We start from the raw sequence: 20,465 nt of genomic DNA, 5'->3' as shown, positions 1-20,465 counted from the left end.
GCCTTCCAACTTAATCACTAATAAACGTTTTCCTGGCCGACCGTATGCCAGCTTCCCTAATCGTTAATAAACGTTTTTCCAGCCGGCCACAGGCCAACCCATACGAAAAAATCGCTTCTGCCAAAGGTGGAAGCGATTTTTTCGCTTGTTTCCCTATCTTTGCACAAATAAACTGATCAAATGAAGAAGGATACCCGTGAAAATATTATGATCGCTGTGCTGATCTTCCTGGCTATCATCAGCCGTGTCATCACCAACAATCTTCAGTTATGGAACTTTAACGCAATCGGCGCCGCCGCTCTTTTTGGTGGTATGATGATCCGCAATAAACGCCTGGCTTATCTTTTACCGGTCCTCACCCTTTTCCTGAGTGATCTTTTCCTCCAGTTCTTTACCAATGTACAGACCTTCTATGGCGCTTACATAGGCCAACTGTTCTTTGTATATGGTGCATTCCTGTTTATCACCTGGATCGCCACCCGTATCAAAAAGGCAGATGCACTCACCATTCTGATTGCCAGCATCGGCAGCGGTGTGGTGTTCTTCATGATCACCAACCTTGGTACTTTCCTCACTACTAATCTGTATCCGCATACACTCAGTGGCCTCATCGCCTGCTACGCAGCTGGTATTCCTTTTTACAAAGAAGGTGACCTGTTCAGCAGCTTTGCCCTGAATGGCATTCTTGGAAACGTATTCTTTAGTGCAGTACTGTTTGGTGCATTGTCGCTGATCAAACAGATTTCGTTCCAACCGAAGAAACAGCAATTAGCTTAAAAGATATGCTTATAAAACATTCATGAAAGAGGTTATTCACCAACAGGGATGAAAACCATTTTCAGAGAAAAAAGCCGGTAGCGACATTCGTTACCGGCTTTTTTTATGCCTTTAAAAAACAGCATTTAATCTGTCAAAAGACTTGTTTTCGTACAAATTAAATAGGCTGTGTTGCAACAACACAGCCTATCAATTATTTTAATACCTATTTTAGGAGACTCACTTAGTCATCCAGTTTCAACACCGCCAGGAATGCTTCCTGTGGCACCTCTACGTTTCCGATCTGTCTCATTCTCTTCTTACCTTCCTTCTGTTTCTCCAACAACTTACGCTTACGTGAGATATCACCACCATAACACTTCGCAGTCACATCTTTACGCATCGCACTGATCGTTTCACGCGCCAGGATCTTCGCACCGATCGCCGCCTGAATCGCAATCATAAACTGCTGACGTGGCAGCAATTCTCTCAGCTTTTCACACAACTTACGACCAAAATCCTGTGCACGGCCACGGTGAATCAACGCACTCAGCGCATCTACTTTATCACCATTCAACAGGATATCCATCTTCGCAATATCAGAATCCCTCATTCCGATTGGAGTATAATCAAATGATGCATAACCACGGGTCTGGCTCTTCAGCTTATCATAGAAGTCAAACACGATTTCTGTTAGTGGCAGTTCAAAGATCAGCTCTACACGGCTAGGCGTCAGGTAACTCTGATTGATGAGCAAACCTCTCTTACCCAGACAGAGGGTCATGATATTACCAATATAATCTGGTTTTGTAATGATCTGTGCACGGATGAAAGGCTCTTCAATCCTTTCAATACGGCTTGGATCAGGCATTTCGGAAGGGTTGTTTACCTGGATCACTTCGTTCCTGGTCGTATACGCAATAAAGCTTACGTTCGGTACGGTAGTGATCACCGTTTGGTTAAACTCTCTTTCCAGCCTTTCCTGGATGATCTCCATATGCAGCATACCCAGGAATCCGCATCGGAAACCAAAGCCCAGCGCCTGGGATGTTTCCAGTTCGAAAGTCAGGGAAGCATCGTTTAGCTGCAGTTTCTCCATACAGTCACGCAGCTCTTCGAAGTCTTCAGTGTTTACCGGGAAAATACCGGCAAATACCATTGGCTTTACTTCCTCGAAACCTTTGATACTTTCGAGGGAAGGGTTTGCCATGCTGGTGATGGTATCACCCACCTTTACCTCTTTGGCGTTCTTAATACCGGTGATGATATAACCCACATCACCTGTTTTCACTTCCTTTTGAGGAGAAAGGCCCAGTTTCAGTACACCTACCTCATCGGCAAAGTATTCCTGACCGGTATTTACGAAACGGATTTTCTCACCTTTCTTGATGATTCCGTTATAAATTCTATAATAAGCAATGATACCACGGAAGGAGTTGAACACGCTATCAAAGATCAGCGCCTGTAACGGAGCTTCCGGATTGCCTTTCGGAGCTGGAATACGGGTTACGATGGCCTGCAGAATTTCTTCGATACCGATACCGGACTTACCGGAGGCCAGTAGAATTTCTTCTTCCTTACAGCCGATCAGCTCGATGATCTGGTCCTTTACTTCGGGGATCATAGCCCCTTCCATATCGATTTTATTAATAACCGGGATGATTTCCAGGTCGTTTTCCAGTGCCAGATACAGGTTAGAGATAGTCTGTGCCTGAATACCCTGGGCAGCGTCTACGAGCAACAGAGCGCCTTCGCAGGCAGCCAGTGCGCGGGATACTTCGTAAGAGAAGTCCACGTGACCGGGGGTATCAATGAGGTTAAATACATATTGCTGTCCATTGGACGTATAGTTCATCTGGATGGCATGACTCTTAATAGTAATACCCTTTTCTCTTTCGAGATCCATATCATCCAGGACCTGCGCCTGCATATCCCTTTCGGAAATGGTCTTGGTATGCTCTAATAGCCTGTCGGCCAATGTACTTTTACCGTGGTCAATGTGCGCAATGATGCAAAAATTCCTGATATTCTTCATATATGCTTATAAAACAAGACGTTTCTTCCGCCCCGCGTCAAGCCGCAAAGGTATTTAAATTTTGCTATTCCTGAATATGTCGGGCCCGGGTATTTCATACTATTTTGGCTATATTTAATACAAACATATAATATGGACCTCAAAGCACAATTCGAAACCGCCGTTGCCGACAGCAAAACATTGTCTGAAAAGCCCTCCAATGAGGTATTATTACAATTATATTCCCTATATAAGCAGGCAACGGAGGGCGATAATACGGCTGAGCCACCAGCAAACCCTTTTGACTTTGTCGCAAAAGCAAAGTATCAGGCATGGGAGGAATTGAGAGGAAAAACTTCAGATGCCGCTATGGAAGAATACATCCAATTGGTAACAAAACTCAAAAACTAATAGCCGCTTTTTAGCCAGCCACTTTATTTGACTTTAGCCGGTCGCAGGCCAATGCGCACCGCGAAAAAAATCGCTTCTGCCAAAGGTTGCAGCGATTTTTTCGCCAACCCTTCTCTATAAACCGTACTTTTGTAATGTATGTTACAATCATTCAAGATAAGTGAAAAGACCCGGCATTACCTGGACCTGGAAGAACAATACGGCGCACACAATTACCACCCGCTACCTGTGGTACTGGATCGCGGCGAAGGCGTATTCCTCTACGATGTAGACGGAAAAAGATATTATGATTTCCTCTCCGGCTACTCCGCTGTCAACCAGGGGCACTGCCACCCGATACTTGTACAGGCACTCATTGATCAGGCGCAGAAACTGACCCTGACCTCCCGTGCCTTTCACAATGACGTGCTGGGTGAATATGCAGCATTTATCACCAACTACTTTGGCTATGACAAAGTCCTCCCCATGAACACGGGGGTGGAAGCTGTCGAAACAGCCCTCAAGCTGACCCGCCGCTGGGGATATGTCGTAAAAGGCATTCCTGTAAACAAAGCAAAGATCATCGTATGTGCCAACAATTTCCACGGCCGTACCCTGAATGTCATTTCTTTCAGCACTGATCCCGGTTCGCGTACAGACTTTGGTCCCTTCATGCCCGGCTATGAAGTGATTCCATATAATAACCTGCCTGCTCTTGAAAAAGCGCTGCAGGATAAAAACGTGGCTGGATTCTTATTAGAACCCATCCAGGGTGAAGCAGGTGTAGTAGTACCTGATGAAGGCTACCTTTCCAAAGCCCGCCAGTACTGCGAAGATGCCCAGGTGCTCTTTATTGCCGATGAAATCCAGACCGGCCTTGCCCGAACCGGCAAAATGCTGGCTTGTGATCATGAAAATGTACATCCGGATATCCTCATTCTTGGCAAAGCCCTTTCCGGAGGTTTATTGCCCGTAGCTGCCGTACTGGCCAATGATGAGATCATGTTGACTATTAAACCAGGAGAGCATGGTAGTACCTATGGCGGTAACCCTCTTGCCTGTAAAGTAGCGATCGCTGCCCTTACCGTGCTCAAAACGGAAAATATGGCGGAGAATGCCGCTGCCATGGGAGAATTGTTAAGAACGGAACTGGCCGCATTGGCCTCCCCACATATCGGAACTATCAGGGGGAAAGGTCTCCTAAATGCCATTGTCATCAATCATCCAAATCCGGAAGCTGCATGGGATCTATGCCTGACGCTGAAAGAGAATGGCTTGCTGGCAAAACCAACTCATGGAGATAAGATTCGGTTTGCACCGCCTTTGTTGATTACCGCCGCACAGGTCATGGAAAGCGTGGAGATCATCGGTAAGAGCCTGGAAATCTTATAGGAGCTGAGTGAATGAGGAAGGATAAGGTTTACTTCCACCATGATTATAAAATCAGGTGGGTTCCTGAGATTTCATAACGTCAGGCACATTCCTTGATAACTTATTTCATTAAGTCATGCTCCTGAAATAATACCATCAGGCATGGTAGCAAACGACTCATCTACAATCCTACATAACTGCATGTCCGAAAATATTAAAACTATCCGAAGCACCGGTTGGAAAACGGATTTCATCATCGGCTTTCCGGAAGGCCTGCTATTACTGTTTTTCACCACCTTCCTGTCACACGACCTGAACATTACTATACAGCGATTCTATACCATCAATACCCTGATCTGGCTCGTTGGCAGTCTACTCGTAATGATCACTGCTTTTTATGCTAACAAAGGCGACACCCAGCATGACGTTGGCACCCTCTCTGCCGAAGAGCGCCAGAAACTGGAAGACCTGGAAATAGGCCATCACATCATCGCCGACATTGCCAGCGAAATGGAAAAAGATGCAAATGACTGGGAAAATACTTTACAGGAGGAACAGGTGCAAGTGACCCATTTCAATCTGGGACGTGCACTGCTGAGTGCAGTGATTACAGGGGTCTTCTTTCTGGTTGGAGGTATTCTGCCCCTGCTGCCTTATCTGAAAAATGAGAATTTCTATCGGGCAGCACAGAACAGTGTTACTTTCTGTTTCGTACTGATGATAGTATTTAGTTTTATAAAGTCCAAAATGACCAGCCAGCCGGCATTGCCAGTTATCTTACGGAATATCGGCTACACAAGTGCAGTGTATTTTGGCGCATGGATCATGGCCATGATCTTCCGCTAGTCTTTGATTTCAATGGTATCGGTAACGGAAATAATCTACTACGATAATTCCGTTACCGATACCAATATGAATCTTTCTTTTAATCGGAATTCCCTGCCGATAATTTGGGGCCTTCACTAAAGCTTTACCTAAGCATCTTTCTTTTCCGCCTTCCCATCAGTGGTAAACAACACACAGACAAACGCTCCCAATGCCGCTACAAAACACAGGAACAAAGCAATATGCCTGTCCGGACACACCCCCATCTCACACCGGCTAAACAACAACAGGTTCCTAAACGTCCATGCCGCCAGAAACGCCGCCAAAAACAAATTGAACCTTGGAGGCATTTTCCCCTTTATCATAAACAATATCCCTATCACCACCGCAAAGAAAACATTCACTTTCCCCGGCTCACCGAAATTAGAACCATAGGTCCGCAACCCGGTAAAAACAAGTTCCTTGCCCTCCCCCACAACTGTGATCCATGGCAGGAATGTGCACACAATAACGACAACGACTGATAACAGTCCAAAGATTTTACTTCTTGACATAAATTAAATTACCTGGCGCCCGGCGCACAATGTTCTTTCAAATAATTAGTATACAAAGTAGATAAATGTCTTCTGGTACCTTCCCCTTCACTGATACCATGCGTACGATTTGGATACGCCATGAACTGGAAGATCTTATCGTATTTGATCAGCTCATTCAGCAGCATCTCCGCATTTTGATAATGTACGTTGTCATCACCTGTACCATGTATATACAACAGGTTACCACGCAGGTTTTTCGCATAGGTGATTGGTGATCCCTTTACAAAATCTTCCCTGTTTTCTTCAGGCAATCCCATGTAACGCTCCTGGTAAATATTATCGTAAGTCAGCTGATTACCAACTGCCGCAATCGCGATACCTGTTTTATAAATTTCAGGATACTGGAACATGAGGTTCAGTGTCATTGAACCACCACCACTCCAACCCCATACGGCTACACGGGAAGTGTCCATATAACGGTGTTCTTTGAACAACTCCTTCGCTCCCATGGCCTGATCCCGGGCATTCAGCATACCGACCTTACGATAGATTGACTTGCGCCAGGTTCTGCCTTTTGGTTGAGGAGTACCCCTGTTGTCCATAGACACATAGATGTAACCATCTGCCGCCATATCGCCATTGTACAGGTGATTGTAACCCGCACCATATTGATCCAGCGTAGTAGCACCAGCCGGTTCACCGTATACATAAAATACAACAGGATATTTTTTCGTAGAGTCAAAGTTGTTAGGCTTCGCCATCCAACCGGTCATCGTCACGCCATCTTCGGTAGTGACATTGAAGAACTCCTGTTTATTGATACGACGTGAGCTGATAATATCTTTATAGATTGTTTCTCCTTCACCGGTATTGTGTGTGGCCAGTTTCACCACTTCTTCCTGGTTACGATAGAAGTGGTTTGAGAAACCATGTAATGCATATTGTGCATCAGGAGAGACTTCATAAGTATGCATACCTTCTTCAGACAACGGAGAGATCCTTTCTGGTGCACCTTTACCATCCAGCGATACCTTGTACAGGTACTGCTGGGTAGCATTGTCAGGAGATGCGAGGATGTAGGCCACTTTGTGGGCTTCATCTACTTTCAGCAGGTTAATCACATCGTAGTTACCCGGAGTGATCAGTTGCTCTTTCCCTTTCAGGTCTACCTTGTAGAGGTGACGCCAACCGTCTTTTTCACTTACCCATACAAAAGATTGTCCGTTGGACAACCAGTCCCAGCCACTGATATCGCGATCATCCCAGCGGGATTTTACATCGATCCAGGCAGAGTCGTTTTCTTTATAGAAAGATGTGGCTTTGCCGGTAGCAGCGTTAGCGAGGAATAGGATGCTTTCATTCTGCTTGCGGTTCAGCTGTTGCAGGATGAGCTCATTTTTGCCAGGCACCCATTCCATACGGGGAATGTAGTGTTGTTGCGCATCGCCGGGCACCTGCAGCCAGGTGGTCTTTGCGGTGACAATATCTACTACACCAACACGACAGGCAGAAGGACTTTCGCCTGCCTTTGGATATTCTACCGGAATGGTATATGAATAAATAGAGTCTGTATTATCGATCATAAGGAAGTCCCTGATCCTGGTCGCGTCGATCTGCCAGTAGGCGATGGACTTACTATCAGGACTCCAGCGAAAACCATCGCGGCAGCTAAATTCCTCTTCGTATGCCCAGTCGAAAGTACCATTGATCAGGCGGCGGGTTCCGTCGGTAGTGAGGGCTTTGCGCTTGCCGGTAGCGATATCTTCTACATACAGGTTATGACCACTTACATAGGCAACCTGCTTTGCATCAGGAGAAAGTTTGGCGAACATCAATGAAGATTCTGGCAAACCTGTGCCCACTTTCTTCAGACTATTGTTGCTGAGGTCCAGTACATAATAGTCGCCGCGGGTATCGTAGCGCCATACACGTTTGGCATTGGTGTAAATAAGGAGTTTCTTTTCATCAGCAGAGAAGTCAAAATCGCGGATCCTGAGTGGGTAACCGCCCTGGGTTAATAATCGGGCAGGGATTTTTTCTGACTGGGAACCGTCCGAGAGTTTTACCGCAACGATAGAACTGGTAGATGGCTGATAGATATATTGCCCGTCACGGCTCCATTTTGTTGATTGCCCGGGCTGCGCCACTGCTGTGACAGCTGTGAGGCAGGTCAGCACCAGGAATAGATTTGTGTAACGAAGTTTGCGCATCTGCTATGTTTGAGGCGGCAAGATAACGATATTCAGATTTATATTGATGCCATCCATACCAGAATCAATGCATTCTTACGGATTGCCGGCTAAAAGCATCGCCTTAATAAAAGGAATCATTTTCATAGATGGAAAGCTATTTTACCCCTCCTTTGAGAGCTAAATTTCACTTATGGATAACAGATTGTGGAAAAGTTTTATAAAAGTGAAATACAACTAGTTATTAATAAAATTTATATATTTACACAGGCATTCCAACATGGTTTGATTTTTGCCATTCAATGGGGACATATAATATAAATCATCCAATGAAAACTTTTTATTATCCTTTGTAAACGGGGATAGTCATGTACCCAACATTAAGAAGAAAGAAGAAGTCATTAATTATTTTATCATCCTTTGAAAATCTTAAACACTATGATCCAGGTTATCTATTCTTACAAAAACCGTGAATTCCATCAACTGGAAGATGCTGTCATGAACCAGCTTGCACAAATGGGCGTAAGACAAATGCATGCATTACTGGAGCCCTTTTCCGACACTTTGGTAAACGAAAATGGAAGGATTAAGATCAATCTTGACCAGCATCCAAAAATTGAAGTTGAAGGATTTAGTAATCCTGTGAAGGAGCATATTGAAATGGTACTGAGAGGTGAGGCGTAAGTGTTGCACTTGTAATAAAATACAACACTTCACATGCTGTACTACCGGGAGGTTATCATATCAATAGTACTTATACAGTGATTGCCCTGCAAAAAACTCAAATAACATCTTTTCACACTTCTACATCCGCAAGTTCGTAAAACGTAGCATTTCGCAAAGGCTGAATGGGTCGTTGTTTAAACTCACTCCAGGCTTTTGTAAATGCTGCCCCATAGTAGAAGATAATAGAACTGTAAAAGATGAACAGCATCAATAATACAGCTGAAGCTGAGGCGCCGTATAAAATTCCTATATTTCCTCCGTACAGTAACCTTCTCAATGCAAATTTGCCAATTCCGAACAGTATCCCCGTAAGGAACGCTCCGGAAAAAGCCACTTTCCAGTCAGGCCGGGCATCAGGCAGGTAACGGAACAAAACCGCAAACCAGGCAGTGACAATACACAGCGATACCAGCTGTCCGAATACTTCGTTGAAGATCAGGTCTGCATTGGGAAAAAGGTCATGGATATAACTGCCCACAAAGGCATGTGCACTCTCTGTCAGTACACTGGCAAGGAGCAGAATACCCGCTGCTCCAATCACAATCAGGGAACGTAACCTCCCCATCAATGACATTACAAAACCCTCCCGCTCAGGCAGGCGGATCTGCCACAACTGATTGAGGGAACTACGAATCACTTTCAATAAGGTAGTCGCAACAAACAACAGGAATATAAACAGCAATGTCGCCACCGGCCAGGTTTTACCAAGGTTGCGGAACCCCCTCAGGGTCACGATCACCTGTTCCGCACTGTCCGTCCCCACCAGCTCACCCAGGCGCTGAAATAACTGCTTGCCCAAATGTTTCCGATCGAATAACAGGCCCATCACCTGCAGGAGAATTAATAAAATAGGAGGTAGCGCAAAACTGGCAAAGAACGCGGTCGCGCCTGCCAGCCTCAGTGGGTCGTTACTTTGTAAAGTCCGGAACGCAGTCCGGAATGTGCTAAAAAAGTCTCTTGACATCGGGAATCATATGGTCAGGTTAAAAGCATAAAAAATCATGCCCTTTATCCTCTCCCATCATTCGTTTATTTGCTTGGTATAAAAATTCATAGCTGGTATCACAGACCAATCACCTGCCATTATAATAGAAATCCGCTTCTACCAGCCAACTATCCAGCCTAAAATCTCATCACCTGCCAGTATAATAGAAATCCTACTCAACCAGCCAACTATCCAGCCTAAAATCCTCATCACCTGCCAGTATAATAGAAATCCTATTCAACCAGCCAACTATCCAGCCTAAAATCTCCTCTCCTGCCAGTATAATAGAAATCCACTTCTACCACCATCCTATTTCTTCATAATAAAGTAATCCTGCGAAACCAACACCCTATCCGGTATCACATCCCCTTCATAAGACAACGTATTAAACTGAAAAGCAGAATCACTCAATGAAGTCACCACACACAACGTACTATCCAGCTTGAAATACTCCTGCGTCATATACTCATAACTCAAAGAATCCAGCTGGTTATTCATATACAGAACAGCCTTACCCGTCGTATAATCTGTCAGCTTGATTTCCAGGTAGGCAGTACTATCTGCATACGTGCTGGTTTCATTACGATAGAAAACAGTATCCCCATTGGTATCCGTGTAATACTGCTTACTTACCGTTTGCGTAATGAACCATTTGCCCGTATATTTGATAGACGTTCTGGTATCATCATTTTTCTTACAGGCTATCATCATAGCCAGCAAAACGATTGGCAGTAGTTTCCTCATGGATGTTAAAAATAATTAAGGCCGCAAAAATAGTTTATTTTCCCTTCCCTCAAACGCCGGCTATCCCTAATTTGTTACATCCTTAGCCTCATCTTTCTTCTTACTCGCTAATTTTATTTTCACTTTGCCATTCCCATCGTCTGTAGCGTGTAGATGCACCACGATCCCTTTGGTTCTCCGTCTAATTTTTAGTTCCTTGTCATCTATGCCTTCGTCTTTTTTGGGATTGCGCAGCGGCACATCTATGTAAAGGTCCGTACCGGAAGTCATGCCGTAAACCCCTGAAACGTCCATGTAAAGTACACTGGAATTAATTTGCATGGGTGGTACAAGCACCTTGTCTCCTTGTATGGTGAAGTTATTTTTTACATTTTCAAAAGTGATATTGCCCATGTCGCGCTTTCTGAAAGCGATATTGCCGATATCTTCCAGCAGCGAAACATGCACCAGCGCACCCTGTTTCAATTCAAAGCCCATAGTACCATACAGGGATTTGGGAGCAACTTTCCCATTGTCAAATATATTTCCGGAAAGGTTCGCTTTCGCAGTCAGGATCCCTCTCAGGTTTTTCGAATTTAAGGTCTGCATACCGAAATCATCAAAAGCGTAAAACAACTGATCTATGTGTACGTTGTTAATATCTGTATTGATCTTAAAACGGTTATTGTTCCCATCCTGGCGAATGTCTCCGCTCAGCCGGATGGATCCCCCGGCGTGAGACAGGGAGATCTGATTGAGTTTAATATCAGTTTGGGTCAATGAAAGGTCCGCTTTTACCTGTTGAGCTATGAAGCGCTGGTAGATTAACTTATCCACCAGTACATTCAGGTTCACATTACAGGCATTCAGCATCACATCCAGCTGACTGGTGATGCGGGTCATCTTTTTCCGCGCAGCCGCCTTGGTTTGTACCACCTTGTTTCGCCGCGCCAGGAAACCCCGGAATTCATTCAGGTCCACGATAGGACTACGTACTTTCCAGTCGAGCTGTAACTTTTCAGGAGCAGTAAAAAAGAGATTGGTTATATTCAGCACACTGCCCTCCATAAAGAGTTTGCTTTGGGCAGTTTGCACACTGATATTTTTAAGATAAAGGTCCTGCCCGGTAAAATCCAGCCTGGCATTGCAATCAGTAAACTGCAGGTTACGCGGAATGTAGGCCAGGGCACCGTGTAATACTTCTACAGTTCCCTTCAGGAAAGGTTTAATAGTATCGCCGGCAGTGATGCCACCCCTGTAAAAGAGGTTCGCTTTCGCTGTACCGCTGGTAAAATTGAAAACCCCGTCAGCATTGAGATCGGTCAGGGGAAAGTTAGCCCGGAAATAACCGGTCAGCGCCGGGTGTTGCAGATTGGAAATATGTACAGTATCTGCTGTCACCGGAATACTGAAGCAGCGGGTATTCAGGTCGTATAAACTAATAATAGAATTATCATCTCCATGCCCATTGCCCGGTATCCAATCATTGCTGTAACTACCACCGAAACTACATTCCGTTAATTCCAGCCCTTTGGTAGTGACATTGTTATTGGTTGTTTTCCAGATCACTTTCAGTAGCGGAGTTCCTTTTTCTGCCAACCCACCTTTTATCACACATTCTGCATCCAGTGGCTTTTCCATATGAATGCTGTCCAGCCTTTCTTTGATATTCGGTGTGAGCATGGTGGCGACATGCGCCAGAGATAGTTTCTCTGCTATGATATGGATCGTGAAAGCTTTATCATCGCCAAATGAAAAATTCGCACCTACATTCAGGTCCTGTTGATCATCTATCCGCAGTATTTGCTGAGGAATATCCAATACTTTTTTCTTTGTATTGAAATGTAATTCCAAATCTGTAGATAGGTCTTTACCTTTTAAGAAACTTCCCCTGTCTGTATTAAAAGCAAAAGAGTTCACCTTCAGATTCATATCCACATTAGCGGTCCAGCCGGAATCGTTGGTGAGCATACTCCCCTTCAGACGGGCGATATCGAAGTCAAAAGATTTGCCTTTGAGCTGATTATCCAGCACCAGTCTTACATTCTCTAAATTCAGACGGGTAATGTCTGTATTCGTACTGCTACCTTTAGAGGTCTTTACCGTTTCGTCTTTTTTCTTTAGTACACTGGCATTGGAGTAACCTGTACTATCAGTATATAAATAGATTGTTCCTTTTTTAAGACTGATCTGTTTAATATCGAGTTGTTTTCTCAGCAACGCGAGGGTATTTACCTGTACAAAAAGACGAGACACCTTTACCAGTTCATGATTGTGCTGTGCAAAGAGACTATCCTTCACACTGACGTCATTTAATGAAACTGATACATCAGGGAAACTTTGTACGAGTGAAGGTTCCATATCTCCAATGGACAGCACTCCCCCGTGGAGGCGATCGTTCAGCTGGTCACTGATTTGCTTTAAAATATACGCCTTATGCGTATAAATATAAGCTGCAACGGCCAGCCAAAGCAATAGCAACAGACCTATGAGGCCACTGAAAACAATGATGGTTATACGAAGCCATTTGCGCATATATTCTTTAATATACGAAAAAAAATGCCAACCAGACTGCTTCATTGAATTCTTTACCAATACTATTTAGTTAAAAGCCCTGTCTGCCGGGCAATTTCGCCTCCTAAGCTAATCCGGAAATCCATTGTGGCCAATTCTGTTTCCTCTATTCCTCAATTGTGGAACAGCTTTTGTGTAAAGTAGGATCAATCAGTCAAGAAAGATGTAATTGAATATTATAATACTAAGCCGGAAAAGGAATAAGACTTATGGAAAAACACACCTATCAAACAGGTCTGATCGGTAACTGCGCCTTCCTGGCGCACGTGAACATCAACACCAATATCGACTGGCTTTGCTGGCCTCAGATGGATAGTACCTTCGTGTTCGGAGGCATGCTTGACAAGAAAAAAGGAGGGGAATTCTCGATCCTGCCCGAGGGTGAATACAATAGCCGCCAGTATTATCTTGAAAACACCAACATCCTGGTCACTGAAATTACCAGTGGCGATGGCAAATACAGGATCACTGACTTTGCACCCCGTTTTTATCAGTATGAAAGGTATTTCAAACCACTGATGCTGATCCGCAAGATCACACCACTGGAAGGTAATCCCCGTATCCGGGTCAAATGTGAACCTGTATGCGATTATGGTGGCCGCAAACTCAAAGCACAACGAGGCAGTAACCACATCGAATTCCTTGGATGCGATGAACATATCCGCCTGACCACCAATATTCCGGTGAGCTATCTTTTTGAAGAGGAGTTCTTTGTTTTAAATGAAGAAAAATACCTGCTCCTCTCCTATGGTCAGCCACTGGAAGCGCCACTCAATAGTACTGCTGAACGTTTCCTTCGCGAAACAACTGTATACTGGCGTACCTGGATAAAACACTCCAATATCGCCAACTTCTACCAGCCGGCTGTGATCCGTTCCGCGCTGGCACTAAAGATTCACCAATATGAAGATACCGGCGCTATTATCGCCGCCAGTACCACCAGTTTGCCGGAATCTCCGGGCAGCGGGCGTAACTGGGATTACCGTTATTGCTGGCTCAGAGACACATTTTATGTGATAACCGCGCTCAACCATATCGGTCACTTCGAAGAGATGGAAAAATACTTTAGCTATGTGGCAGATATTTCTTTCTCAGGTGATTATCGGTACCAACCTCTTTATGGGATCACAGGCAAAAAGAACCTGATTGAGCAAATACTTCCCCACCTGGACGGTTATCTGGGCAATCAGCCTGTAAGGATCGGCAACCAGGCGTATGAGCATATACAGAACGATATTTATGGTCAGGTGCTCATTTCCATGTTGCCTTTGTATACAGACCACCGGTTTATCTTTTCAGAAAGAAAAGATTCTGCCTGGTGGATAGAATACCTGCTGAAAAAGATAGAGCGGACGATTGATGAAAAGGATGCAGGGATATGGGAGTTCCGCAACTTCGCAAACATCCATTGTTATAGTAATCTCTTCCAGTGGGCGGGTTGTTCTGCGGCAGAAAAGATGGCACGCATCATTGGCAGTAATGATCTCGCCGCACAGGCCACTGCGTTGAAGAACAGAGCTGCGGCGCATATAGAGAGTTGTTATGATCCGATTCGTAAAGTATATACAAATGCAACAGGCAGTTTACACCTGGATGCAAGTACTTTACAGCTGATTATGATGAACTACCTTGATCCGGCTTCGGACAGGGCAAAAGATCACCTGGCGGCGTTGGAGAAAGAGTTGAAAACACCGAATGGATTATTTTACCGGTATTTGCATTCAGATGATTTTGGGAAACCCAAGACTACGTTCCTCGTATGTGCGTTCTGGTATGTGGAGGCGCTTGCGTGTGTGGGAAGAATAGATGATGCGGTACGGGAGTTTGAAAAGCTGATGCAGTATTCGAATCACTTGTTATTGTTCAGTGAGGATGTGGATGAGACGAATGGTAGTCAGTGGGGAAATTTCCCGCAGGCGTATAGTCATGTAGGATTGATGAATGCAGCATACAGGATATCGATGAAGTTGGACACACCAATATTTAAATAGTTTATCTTAAGGTTTACAATAATGAAAAAGGCTACAGAGTTCTCTCAGTAGTCTTTTTATTTGAAGCAATCAATAGCCTTCTTTATTTTGAAAGCGGCATTAATGGATTGGTGTTGCCAACCCTTTAATGCCGCTCCGCAAGTTTTATTTTTTTGGCGGGCTAATGCCTCAAAAATAATAAAACCTAAATATTTAAACTAGAATCAATGATTTCAAAAACGCTCTCACCTCCCTATGATTCCTCAAATAAAACCTCGCCGACGACACCTGACTACCTACCTTTATCGTCACTGCATCATGTGACAATGCCTTAAAGATATCTTCATCCGTATGATCATCACCAATAGCCAATGTGAAATCAAAATGCCTGTTTGCCAACCATGACATAGTAGCCTTGCCCTTATTGATCTCTACATTCTTTACTTCAATCACTTTATCCCCTGGCAATAATTGCAACCCTTTATCTGCTGCAAAATACCGCAGGGTATTCATCAACTCATTCGCACGCAATTCACCCAAACCAGCTTCCGCCTTGCGATAATGCCACACCAGCGAGAAGCTTTTCTCTTCTATGAACGAACCGGGTGTACGATCTGTAAACGTCTCCAGGATCGGCGCGATATCCCCCTTCCATTGATCCGTCAATCCGGGTAATTGCTGCCATTCCTCACCATATTTCTTCTGAAACGCACCATGTTCTGCAATGAGATCTAATCTCAGATGTCCCAGCCATTCTTCCAGCGTTTGGTATTTACGCCCACTCACCATCACCACCTGATTCAATGGATCAGCTGTCAGTTCTGTCAATAACTGAATGAGGTCCTGATCAGGAGAAGCCAGATCAATATTCGTCTGGAATCCTACCAGTGTTCCATCATAGTCAAGGAAGATCACTCTTTCATTCGCTGCTTTATAATCTTTCCTTACATGCACCTGCATTTCCAGGCTCATTCTTCTCGCCAGCATGGACTGCTGCAGCTGTTTCACTTCCTGTAATCTTGCCATAAATAATTTTACCCAATGTGAAATATTGAACTTAGATACAATCTGCTGCATCTGTTTCATTCTTCTCCGTTGCTCACCTTCCGGCATGTTCAAAGCTTCATGAATCGCGCGTGCGATTGCACCGATATTGTTAGGGTTCACAATGAGTGCATCAATGAGCTCTTTGCTGGCGCCTGCCATTTCACTCAGGATCAATACACCATTGCTATCCTTACGGCTGGCAACATATTCCTTACTCACAAGGTTCATACCATCCCGCATCGGAGTCACCAGTCCTACATCTGAAAAGCTGTACAAAGCAGACAGTGTCTCTACCGGGAAGCTGCGATAAAAATAATTGATCGGATGCCAGTTCAGTGTACGGAAGCGGGCGTTGATACCGCCTGCCAGCATATCGATAGCGTCTCTCAGTTCTTTGTATTGTGCCACCGAATCTCTCGATGGTACTACGATCATATACAGTACGACTTTCTCAATATATTCAGGATACAATTGCAGGAATAATTCAAATGCCTGCAAGCGTTGTAGAATTCCTTTGCTGTAATCCAGTCTGTCAATAGAGAGGACCATGTGTGTACTCTGGAAATTCTCGCGCAGGCTTTCTACCTGTTTGAGTACTTCAGGGTCGAGTGATAACTCTTCAAATTTATTGTTGTCAATACCCATGGGGAATGTCTCTGCCACTACTGCACGGTCGTTCACCGTCACAATGTTTGCAGTAGCATTCAATGGAAGCAAACGTGTCACTGCATTGAGGAAATGATGGCTGTCATCAAAAGTATGAAAGCCTAAGAGGTCAGCGCCCAGCATCCCTTCGAGCAGTTCTACACGCCAAGGAATAAGACGGAATAATTCAAAAGAAGGGAAAGGAATATGCTGGAAATAGCCAATGGCTACATCCGGCGCAGCAGCGCGGATCATGCCTGGAAGAAGTAGTAACTGGTAGTCATGAATCCAGATAATATCTCCGGGTTCTGCGACTTCTAAAACGGCGTCCCTGAATTTTGTATTTACCTGATAATAGTAATCCCAGTATACCTGTTCATAACGTGCATAAACGGACATATAGTGGAAAACCGGCCACAGTACCTCATTCGAAAATCCTTCATAATAGTTGTTGATTTCATCCTGGGTCAGGTATACCGGCATAAGGTTCATGGTCCCCAGTTGTTGTTTGATTTGCCCCTGTGCTACTTCGTTTACGTCCACGCCGGGCCATCCAATCCAGATGTTATAGCCTTGTCTGTAAATGGACCCCAGCCCTGTAGCCAAACCGCCTTCACTCGGATTCAACACATATTCGCCATCTTTCTCAGTGATCTTTACCGGTAGCCTGTTCGATACAATAATGGTTTTACTCATAATACAGTTTTAGTCAAAAAAATCAATGCCGATTGAAGTATGGAATTCCACACATCAAAAAACGCACCTGAATAGTACGGGAAAATTGAAACCTATCACAAATGTCAAATAAATGAAGGCCCCGGAGATTGCTAAGTAGAAGCAAGTAAAATGTATGTATGGGGATGTGATAGGTGAGGCGAAGGTACGAATAAATTATTTAATGGGTTTTGCTATAGGTTTTGTTGTAGGTTTTGCTCTTACGAAAAAATCGCTTCTGTCTTCAGCAGAAGCGATTTTTTCGCGCTTGCTTATCAGGCTGACCAAAGGTCAGCCTGATAAGCTACTAAAGGATAGCGTATATCTATTATAGTTACAATTCTAATTATAGTTATAGTAAACTATAGAATCAGAATTAAAGTTAAATCTTTGATACTTTAGATCTATAATACTATAATCGTTTTCCCTTTACTATTCAGCTTTTTTATCTCAGCCAATGCTGCCGGTGTTTCTTCCAATGTAATTTCCTTTTCAACAGGAATTTTCAATACCCCATTATCTGCCGCATCTGACAATGTATCTAACAATGCGCGATTCCCCTTCAATTCAAAATTACCACCCTGCAATCCCTTCTTCTTCAAATCCTCCTCATTCGCTACAAACGCAGTAGTTAATGCTACACCTCCTTTCTTCACAAGTGATGTCATCTCTTTAAAAGCATCCGGGGAACTGACCATATCAATCAATCCATCTACACCATCCGGATATTTACGCCTGATTTCATCTGCTACTGATACTTTTTTATAATTGATGGTTTCTTTTGCCCCCAGTTCTTTCACTTTGCTCGCGCCAGTTTCATCACTTGCAGTAGCAATAATATAAATCCCCTGCATAGCAGCTAACTGAATTAAAAATAATCCAACACCACCGGTAGCTCCTACTACAAGTAGGATCTGTTCATGCTTCAGACCAGATTTTTCCAACATCTGCAACGCGGTCATACCTGCAGTCGGTATAGCTGCCGCCTGCTTCAAAGGAATGTTCTTAGGCGCTAGTGCCAGCGCCGCTTTTTCAGGCACCAATACATATTCTGCAAAAGTCCCTTCACCTACAGGTGAATGTAAAAACTGACCATAGATGTGATCACCTACCTTGAAGAGTGTCACACCTTCTCCAACTTCTTCCACAATACCCACCGCATCTACGCCAGGTATCATAGGAAAATGATGCGGCATATGCCCATCCAGTATACCATCAATCATCTTGGTATCAAAAGGATTGATACCCGCTGCTACTATCCGTACAACCATACTACCGGGCTTTACGACCGGCTTGGGTTGTTCTGTCAATTCAGGTGTTGCTTTAAATTGGGGAATTGTAATGGCCTTCATATGTTGATTTTAATATGCTGATTTTAGATAGTAATATGCAACAAAAACTCTGCCGGGCCTATATCTTATTCCCATTTCTTTGAAAATCCTAATCACTGCGCACTATAAATCACTGCCAGGCAAAAACATTACTCCCATTTCTTTGAAACCCCTAATCGCTGCGCACTATAAATCACCGCCAGACAAAAACATTATTCCAATTTCTTACAAACTCATAATCCCTGCACACTATAAATCACTGCCGGACAAACACATTATTCCAATCTCTTACAAACTCATAATCCCTGCTCAATATAGATCACTGCCGGACAAACACATTATTCCAATCTCTTTCAAACTCATAATCCCTGCGCACTATAAATCACTCCCAAACAAACACATTACTCCCATTTCTTTGAAACTCCTACTCGCTGCGCACTATAAATACCTGCATGGCCACTGAAATAATAAGCAGTAAAACATGCCACTGCAAAATACAATGCATTGCTGGTGCCGAATAATTCCACCCCCATGAGGGTACAGGCAATCGGGGTATTGGTAGCTCCTGCAAATACAGCAATAAAACCCAGGCCTGCAAAAAGATCTACAGGTGCACCGATCAATACCGCTATAGTATGCCCTAAGGCCGCTCCTATAAAGAACAACGGTGTCACCTCTCCTCCTTTAAACCCCATGGCCAGTGTGACAGCAGTAAATAACAACTTCCACAACCACGCCCAGTTAGACATTTCCATATCTTTAAATGCATTGACTATGCTCACTCCACCGGGGTCTTTGCTATTTACCCCCAGACCAGTATAATCATCTGTGCCCAGTATCCAGCACATGGCAATGATAATAATACCACCTGCTACTGGTATCAACCAGGCAGGGCGAATAAATTGCTTACTGTATTTTTTGATCTGGTGCATACAGTTGGAGAAAGCAAAACTGGCGAGGCCAAAGGCGATACCAGCCAAAATCACTTTTGCCAGCAACAAATAATCGAATAGCGTTTCTGCCCTGGATAAGATCTGATAATGTGTATGATGAATACCCCAGGCACTGCATACCCAGTCTGCAAATACAGCCGCGATCAGGCAGGGCACCAATGCATCGTATCGGATCACACCTATTGCCAGCACTTCCAGCGCGAAAACGGTACCTGTCAGCGGTGTACCGAATACCGCCCCAAAACCCGCGGCAATCCCTGTCATCAAAAGAATACGCAGGTCTGCCTGTGACAACCGCATCCATTTGCCCAACAAACCAGCCATGCTACCGCCTATCTGTACAGCTGTACCTTCACGGCCTGCAGAGCCGCCGAATAAATGTGTAAGAATTGTTGTGATCAATACCAGTGGCGCCATTCTGGCTGGTACCCCACCGCCTGGTTCATGGATTTCATCCATAATGAGGTTATTCCCTTTTTCTGAAGTACCGCCGAGCTTATTGTACAGGAAATAGATCCCGATACCCGCAATAGGCAGTAAGTACAATAACCATGGATGTTCCCAGCGAAAATGTGTAACATAGTCTAATAGCCAGAGGAATAGAGCTACCAGTGAACCGACTACCAGTGCAACAGGAATAATAATAACAGTCCAGCGAATGAGCTGGTAAGCAATTGTGAATTGTTCTAAAGATTTGTTAAATTTCATCATGTTCC

Annotated in this window: 15 protein-coding genes; 6 read left to right on the top strand and 9 right to left on the bottom strand. The window is 44.2% G+C overall.

Annotated features, from left to right (window positions below):
* Window positions 1–180: 180 nt before the first annotated feature.
* On the top strand, window positions 181–777 hold the full coding sequence (locus tag QQL36_RS24515) for a SoxR reducing system RseC family protein (protein ID WP_083723093.1): 597 nt from the start codon (window positions 181–183) through the stop codon (window positions 775–777).
* A 223-nt stretch (window positions 778–1,000) separates the two neighbouring features.
* On the opposite strand, the gene lepA is transcribed toward QQL36_RS24515, so the two are convergent.
* Window positions 1,001–2,791, bottom strand: coding sequence for a translation elongation factor 4 (gene lepA, locus QQL36_RS24510; RefSeq protein WP_083723092.1), 1,791 nt, complete (start codon window positions 2,789–2,791; stop codon window positions 1,001–1,003).
* 132 nt (window positions 2,792–2,923) lie between these two features.
* Here lepA and QQL36_RS24505 point away from each other — a divergent pair, with 132 nt between their 5' ends.
* The 3 genes from QQL36_RS24505 (at window position 2,924) to QQL36_RS24495 (ending at window position 5,377) form a co-directional block, all read left to right on the top strand.
* Entirely contained in the window at window positions 2,924–3,181 is a 258-nt protein-coding gene (locus tag QQL36_RS24505; RefSeq protein ID WP_083723091.1) for an acyl-CoA-binding protein, read from the top strand.
* A 138-nt stretch (window positions 3,182–3,319) separates the two neighbouring features.
* Window positions 3,320–4,552 carry an ornithine--oxo-acid transaminase gene (gene rocD, locus QQL36_RS24500; protein WP_321567103.1) on the top strand — a complete coding sequence of 411 codons (1,233 nt, stop codon included), beginning with the start codon at window positions 3,320–3,322 and terminating at the stop codon, window positions 4,550–4,552.
* A 180-nt stretch (window positions 4,553–4,732) separates the two neighbouring features.
* A complete protein-coding gene (locus QQL36_RS24495; RefSeq protein ID WP_321567102.1) occupies window positions 4,733–5,377 on the top strand; it encodes a VIT1/CCC1 transporter family protein in 645 nt (214 codons plus the stop codon).
* A gap of 128 nt (window positions 5,378–5,505) precedes the next feature.
* On the opposite strand, the gene QQL36_RS24490 is transcribed toward QQL36_RS24495, so the two are convergent.
* On the bottom strand, window positions 5,506–5,910 hold the full coding sequence (locus tag QQL36_RS24490) for a hypothetical protein (RefSeq protein ID WP_083723088.1): 405 nt from the start codon (window positions 5,908–5,910) through the stop codon (window positions 5,506–5,508).
* Window positions 5,911–5,918: 8 nt separating this feature from the next.
* Window positions 5,919–8,102 carry a S9 family peptidase gene (locus QQL36_RS24485; protein ID WP_321567101.1) on the bottom strand — a complete coding sequence of 728 codons (2,184 nt, stop codon included), beginning with the start codon at window positions 8,100–8,102 and terminating at the stop codon, window positions 5,919–5,921.
* A 417-nt stretch (window positions 8,103–8,519) separates the two neighbouring features.
* Here QQL36_RS24485 and QQL36_RS24480 point away from each other — a divergent pair, with 417 nt between their 5' ends.
* A complete protein-coding gene (locus tag QQL36_RS24480) occupies window positions 8,520–8,765 on the top strand; it encodes a hypothetical protein (RefSeq protein ID WP_083723086.1) in 246 nt (81 codons plus the stop codon).
* 112 nt (window positions 8,766–8,877) lie between these two features.
* On the opposite strand, the gene QQL36_RS24475 is transcribed toward QQL36_RS24480, so the two are convergent.
* From QQL36_RS24475 to QQL36_RS24465, 3 genes are all read right to left on the bottom strand, one after another.
* Window positions 8,878–9,771 carry a YihY/virulence factor BrkB family protein gene (locus tag QQL36_RS24475; protein WP_083723085.1) on the bottom strand — a complete coding sequence of 298 codons (894 nt, stop codon included), beginning with the start codon at window positions 9,769–9,771 and terminating at the stop codon, window positions 8,878–8,880.
* 330 nt (window positions 9,772–10,101) lie between these two features.
* Entirely contained in the window at window positions 10,102–10,536 is a 435-nt protein-coding gene (locus tag QQL36_RS24470; protein ID WP_083723084.1) for a hypothetical protein, read from the bottom strand.
* 66 nt (window positions 10,537–10,602) lie between these two features.
* Entirely contained in the window at window positions 10,603–13,050 is a 2,448-nt protein-coding gene (locus QQL36_RS24465; protein WP_321567100.1) for an AsmA family protein, read from the bottom strand.
* Between the two features lie 248 nt (window positions 13,051–13,298).
* Here QQL36_RS24465 and QQL36_RS24460 point away from each other — a divergent pair, with 248 nt between their 5' ends.
* Entirely contained in the window at window positions 13,299–15,080 is a 1,782-nt protein-coding gene (locus tag QQL36_RS24460; RefSeq protein WP_083723082.1) for a glycoside hydrolase family 15 protein, read from the top strand.
* 192 nt (window positions 15,081–15,272) lie between these two features.
* Here QQL36_RS24460 and QQL36_RS24455 read toward each other — a convergent pair whose 3' ends face one another.
* From QQL36_RS24455 to QQL36_RS24445, 3 genes are all read right to left on the bottom strand, one after another.
* Window positions 15,273–17,447 (bottom strand): bifunctional alpha,alpha-trehalose-phosphate synthase (UDP-forming)/trehalose-phosphatase, encoded by a 2,175-nt coding sequence (locus tag QQL36_RS24455; protein WP_321567099.1) that lies wholly within the window; start codon window positions 17,445–17,447, stop codon window positions 15,273–15,275.
* Window positions 17,448–17,869: 422 nt separating this feature from the next.
* Complete coding sequence (locus QQL36_RS24450; protein ID WP_321567098.1) at window positions 17,870–18,817, bottom strand: NADP-dependent oxidoreductase; 948 nt, start codon at window positions 18,815–18,817, stop codon at window positions 17,870–17,872.
* Between the two features lie 380 nt (window positions 18,818–19,197).
* Window positions 19,198–20,460: a voltage-gated chloride channel family protein gene (locus QQL36_RS24445; RefSeq protein WP_321567097.1), complete on the bottom strand. Its 1,263-nt coding sequence runs from the start codon at window positions 20,458–20,460 to the stop codon at window positions 19,198–19,200.
* Window positions 20,461–20,465: the final 5 nt, after the last annotated feature.

Source organism: Chitinophaga sp. LS1, from assembly GCF_034274695.1.
Classification (GTDB): Bacteria; Bacteroidota; Bacteroidia; order Chitinophagales; family Chitinophagaceae; genus Chitinophaga.
The sequence above is the reverse complement of the archived record's forward strand: the minus strand, read 5'-3'. Positions and strand labels throughout refer to the sequence as shown.

Bases quoted from the DNA above. Each gene is read 5' to 3' on its own strand.
- QQL36_RS24515 (WP_083723093.1), top strand. From the start codon at position 181: ATGAAGAAGGATACCCGTGAAAATATTATGATCGCTGTGCTGATCTTC.
- lepA (WP_083723092.1), bottom strand. From the start codon at position 2,791: ATGAAGAATATCAGGAATTTTTGCATCATTGCGCACATTGACCACGGT.
- QQL36_RS24505 (WP_083723091.1), top strand. From the start codon at position 2,924: ATGGACCTCAAAGCACAATTCGAAACCGCCGTTGCCGACAGCAAAACA.
- rocD (WP_321567103.1), top strand. From the start codon at position 3,320: ATGTTACAATCATTCAAGATAAGTGAAAAGACCCGGCATTACCTGGAC.
- QQL36_RS24495 (WP_321567102.1), top strand. From the start codon at position 4,733: ATGTCCGAAAATATTAAAACTATCCGAAGCACCGGTTGGAAAACGGAT.
- QQL36_RS24490 (WP_083723088.1), bottom strand. From the start codon at position 5,910: ATGTCAAGAAGTAAAATCTTTGGACTGTTATCAGTCGTTGTCGTTATT.
- QQL36_RS24485 (WP_321567101.1), bottom strand. From the start codon at position 8,102: ATGCGCAAACTTCGTTACACAAATCTATTCCTGGTGCTGACCTGCCTC.
- QQL36_RS24480 (WP_083723086.1), top strand. From the start codon at position 8,520: ATGATCCAGGTTATCTATTCTTACAAAAACCGTGAATTCCATCAACTG.
- QQL36_RS24475 (WP_083723085.1), bottom strand. From the start codon at position 9,771: ATGTCAAGAGACTTTTTTAGCACATTCCGGACTGCGTTCCGGACTTTA.
- QQL36_RS24470 (WP_083723084.1), bottom strand. From the start codon at position 10,536: ATGAGGAAACTACTGCCAATCGTTTTGCTGGCTATGATGATAGCCTGT.
- QQL36_RS24465 (WP_321567100.1), bottom strand. From the start codon at position 13,050: ATGCGCAAATGGCTTCGTATAACCATCATTGTTTTCAGTGGCCTCATA.
- QQL36_RS24460 (WP_083723082.1), top strand. From the start codon at position 13,299: ATGGAAAAACACACCTATCAAACAGGTCTGATCGGTAACTGCGCCTTC.
- QQL36_RS24455 (WP_321567099.1), bottom strand. From the start codon at position 17,447: ATGAGTAAAACCATTATTGTATCGAACAGGCTACCGGTAAAGATCACT.
- QQL36_RS24450 (WP_321567098.1), bottom strand. From the start codon at position 18,817: ATGAAGGCCATTACAATTCCCCAATTTAAAGCAACACCTGAATTGACA.
- QQL36_RS24445 (WP_321567097.1), bottom strand. From the start codon at position 20,460: ATGATGAAATTTAACAAATCTTTAGAACAATTCACAATTGCTTACCAG.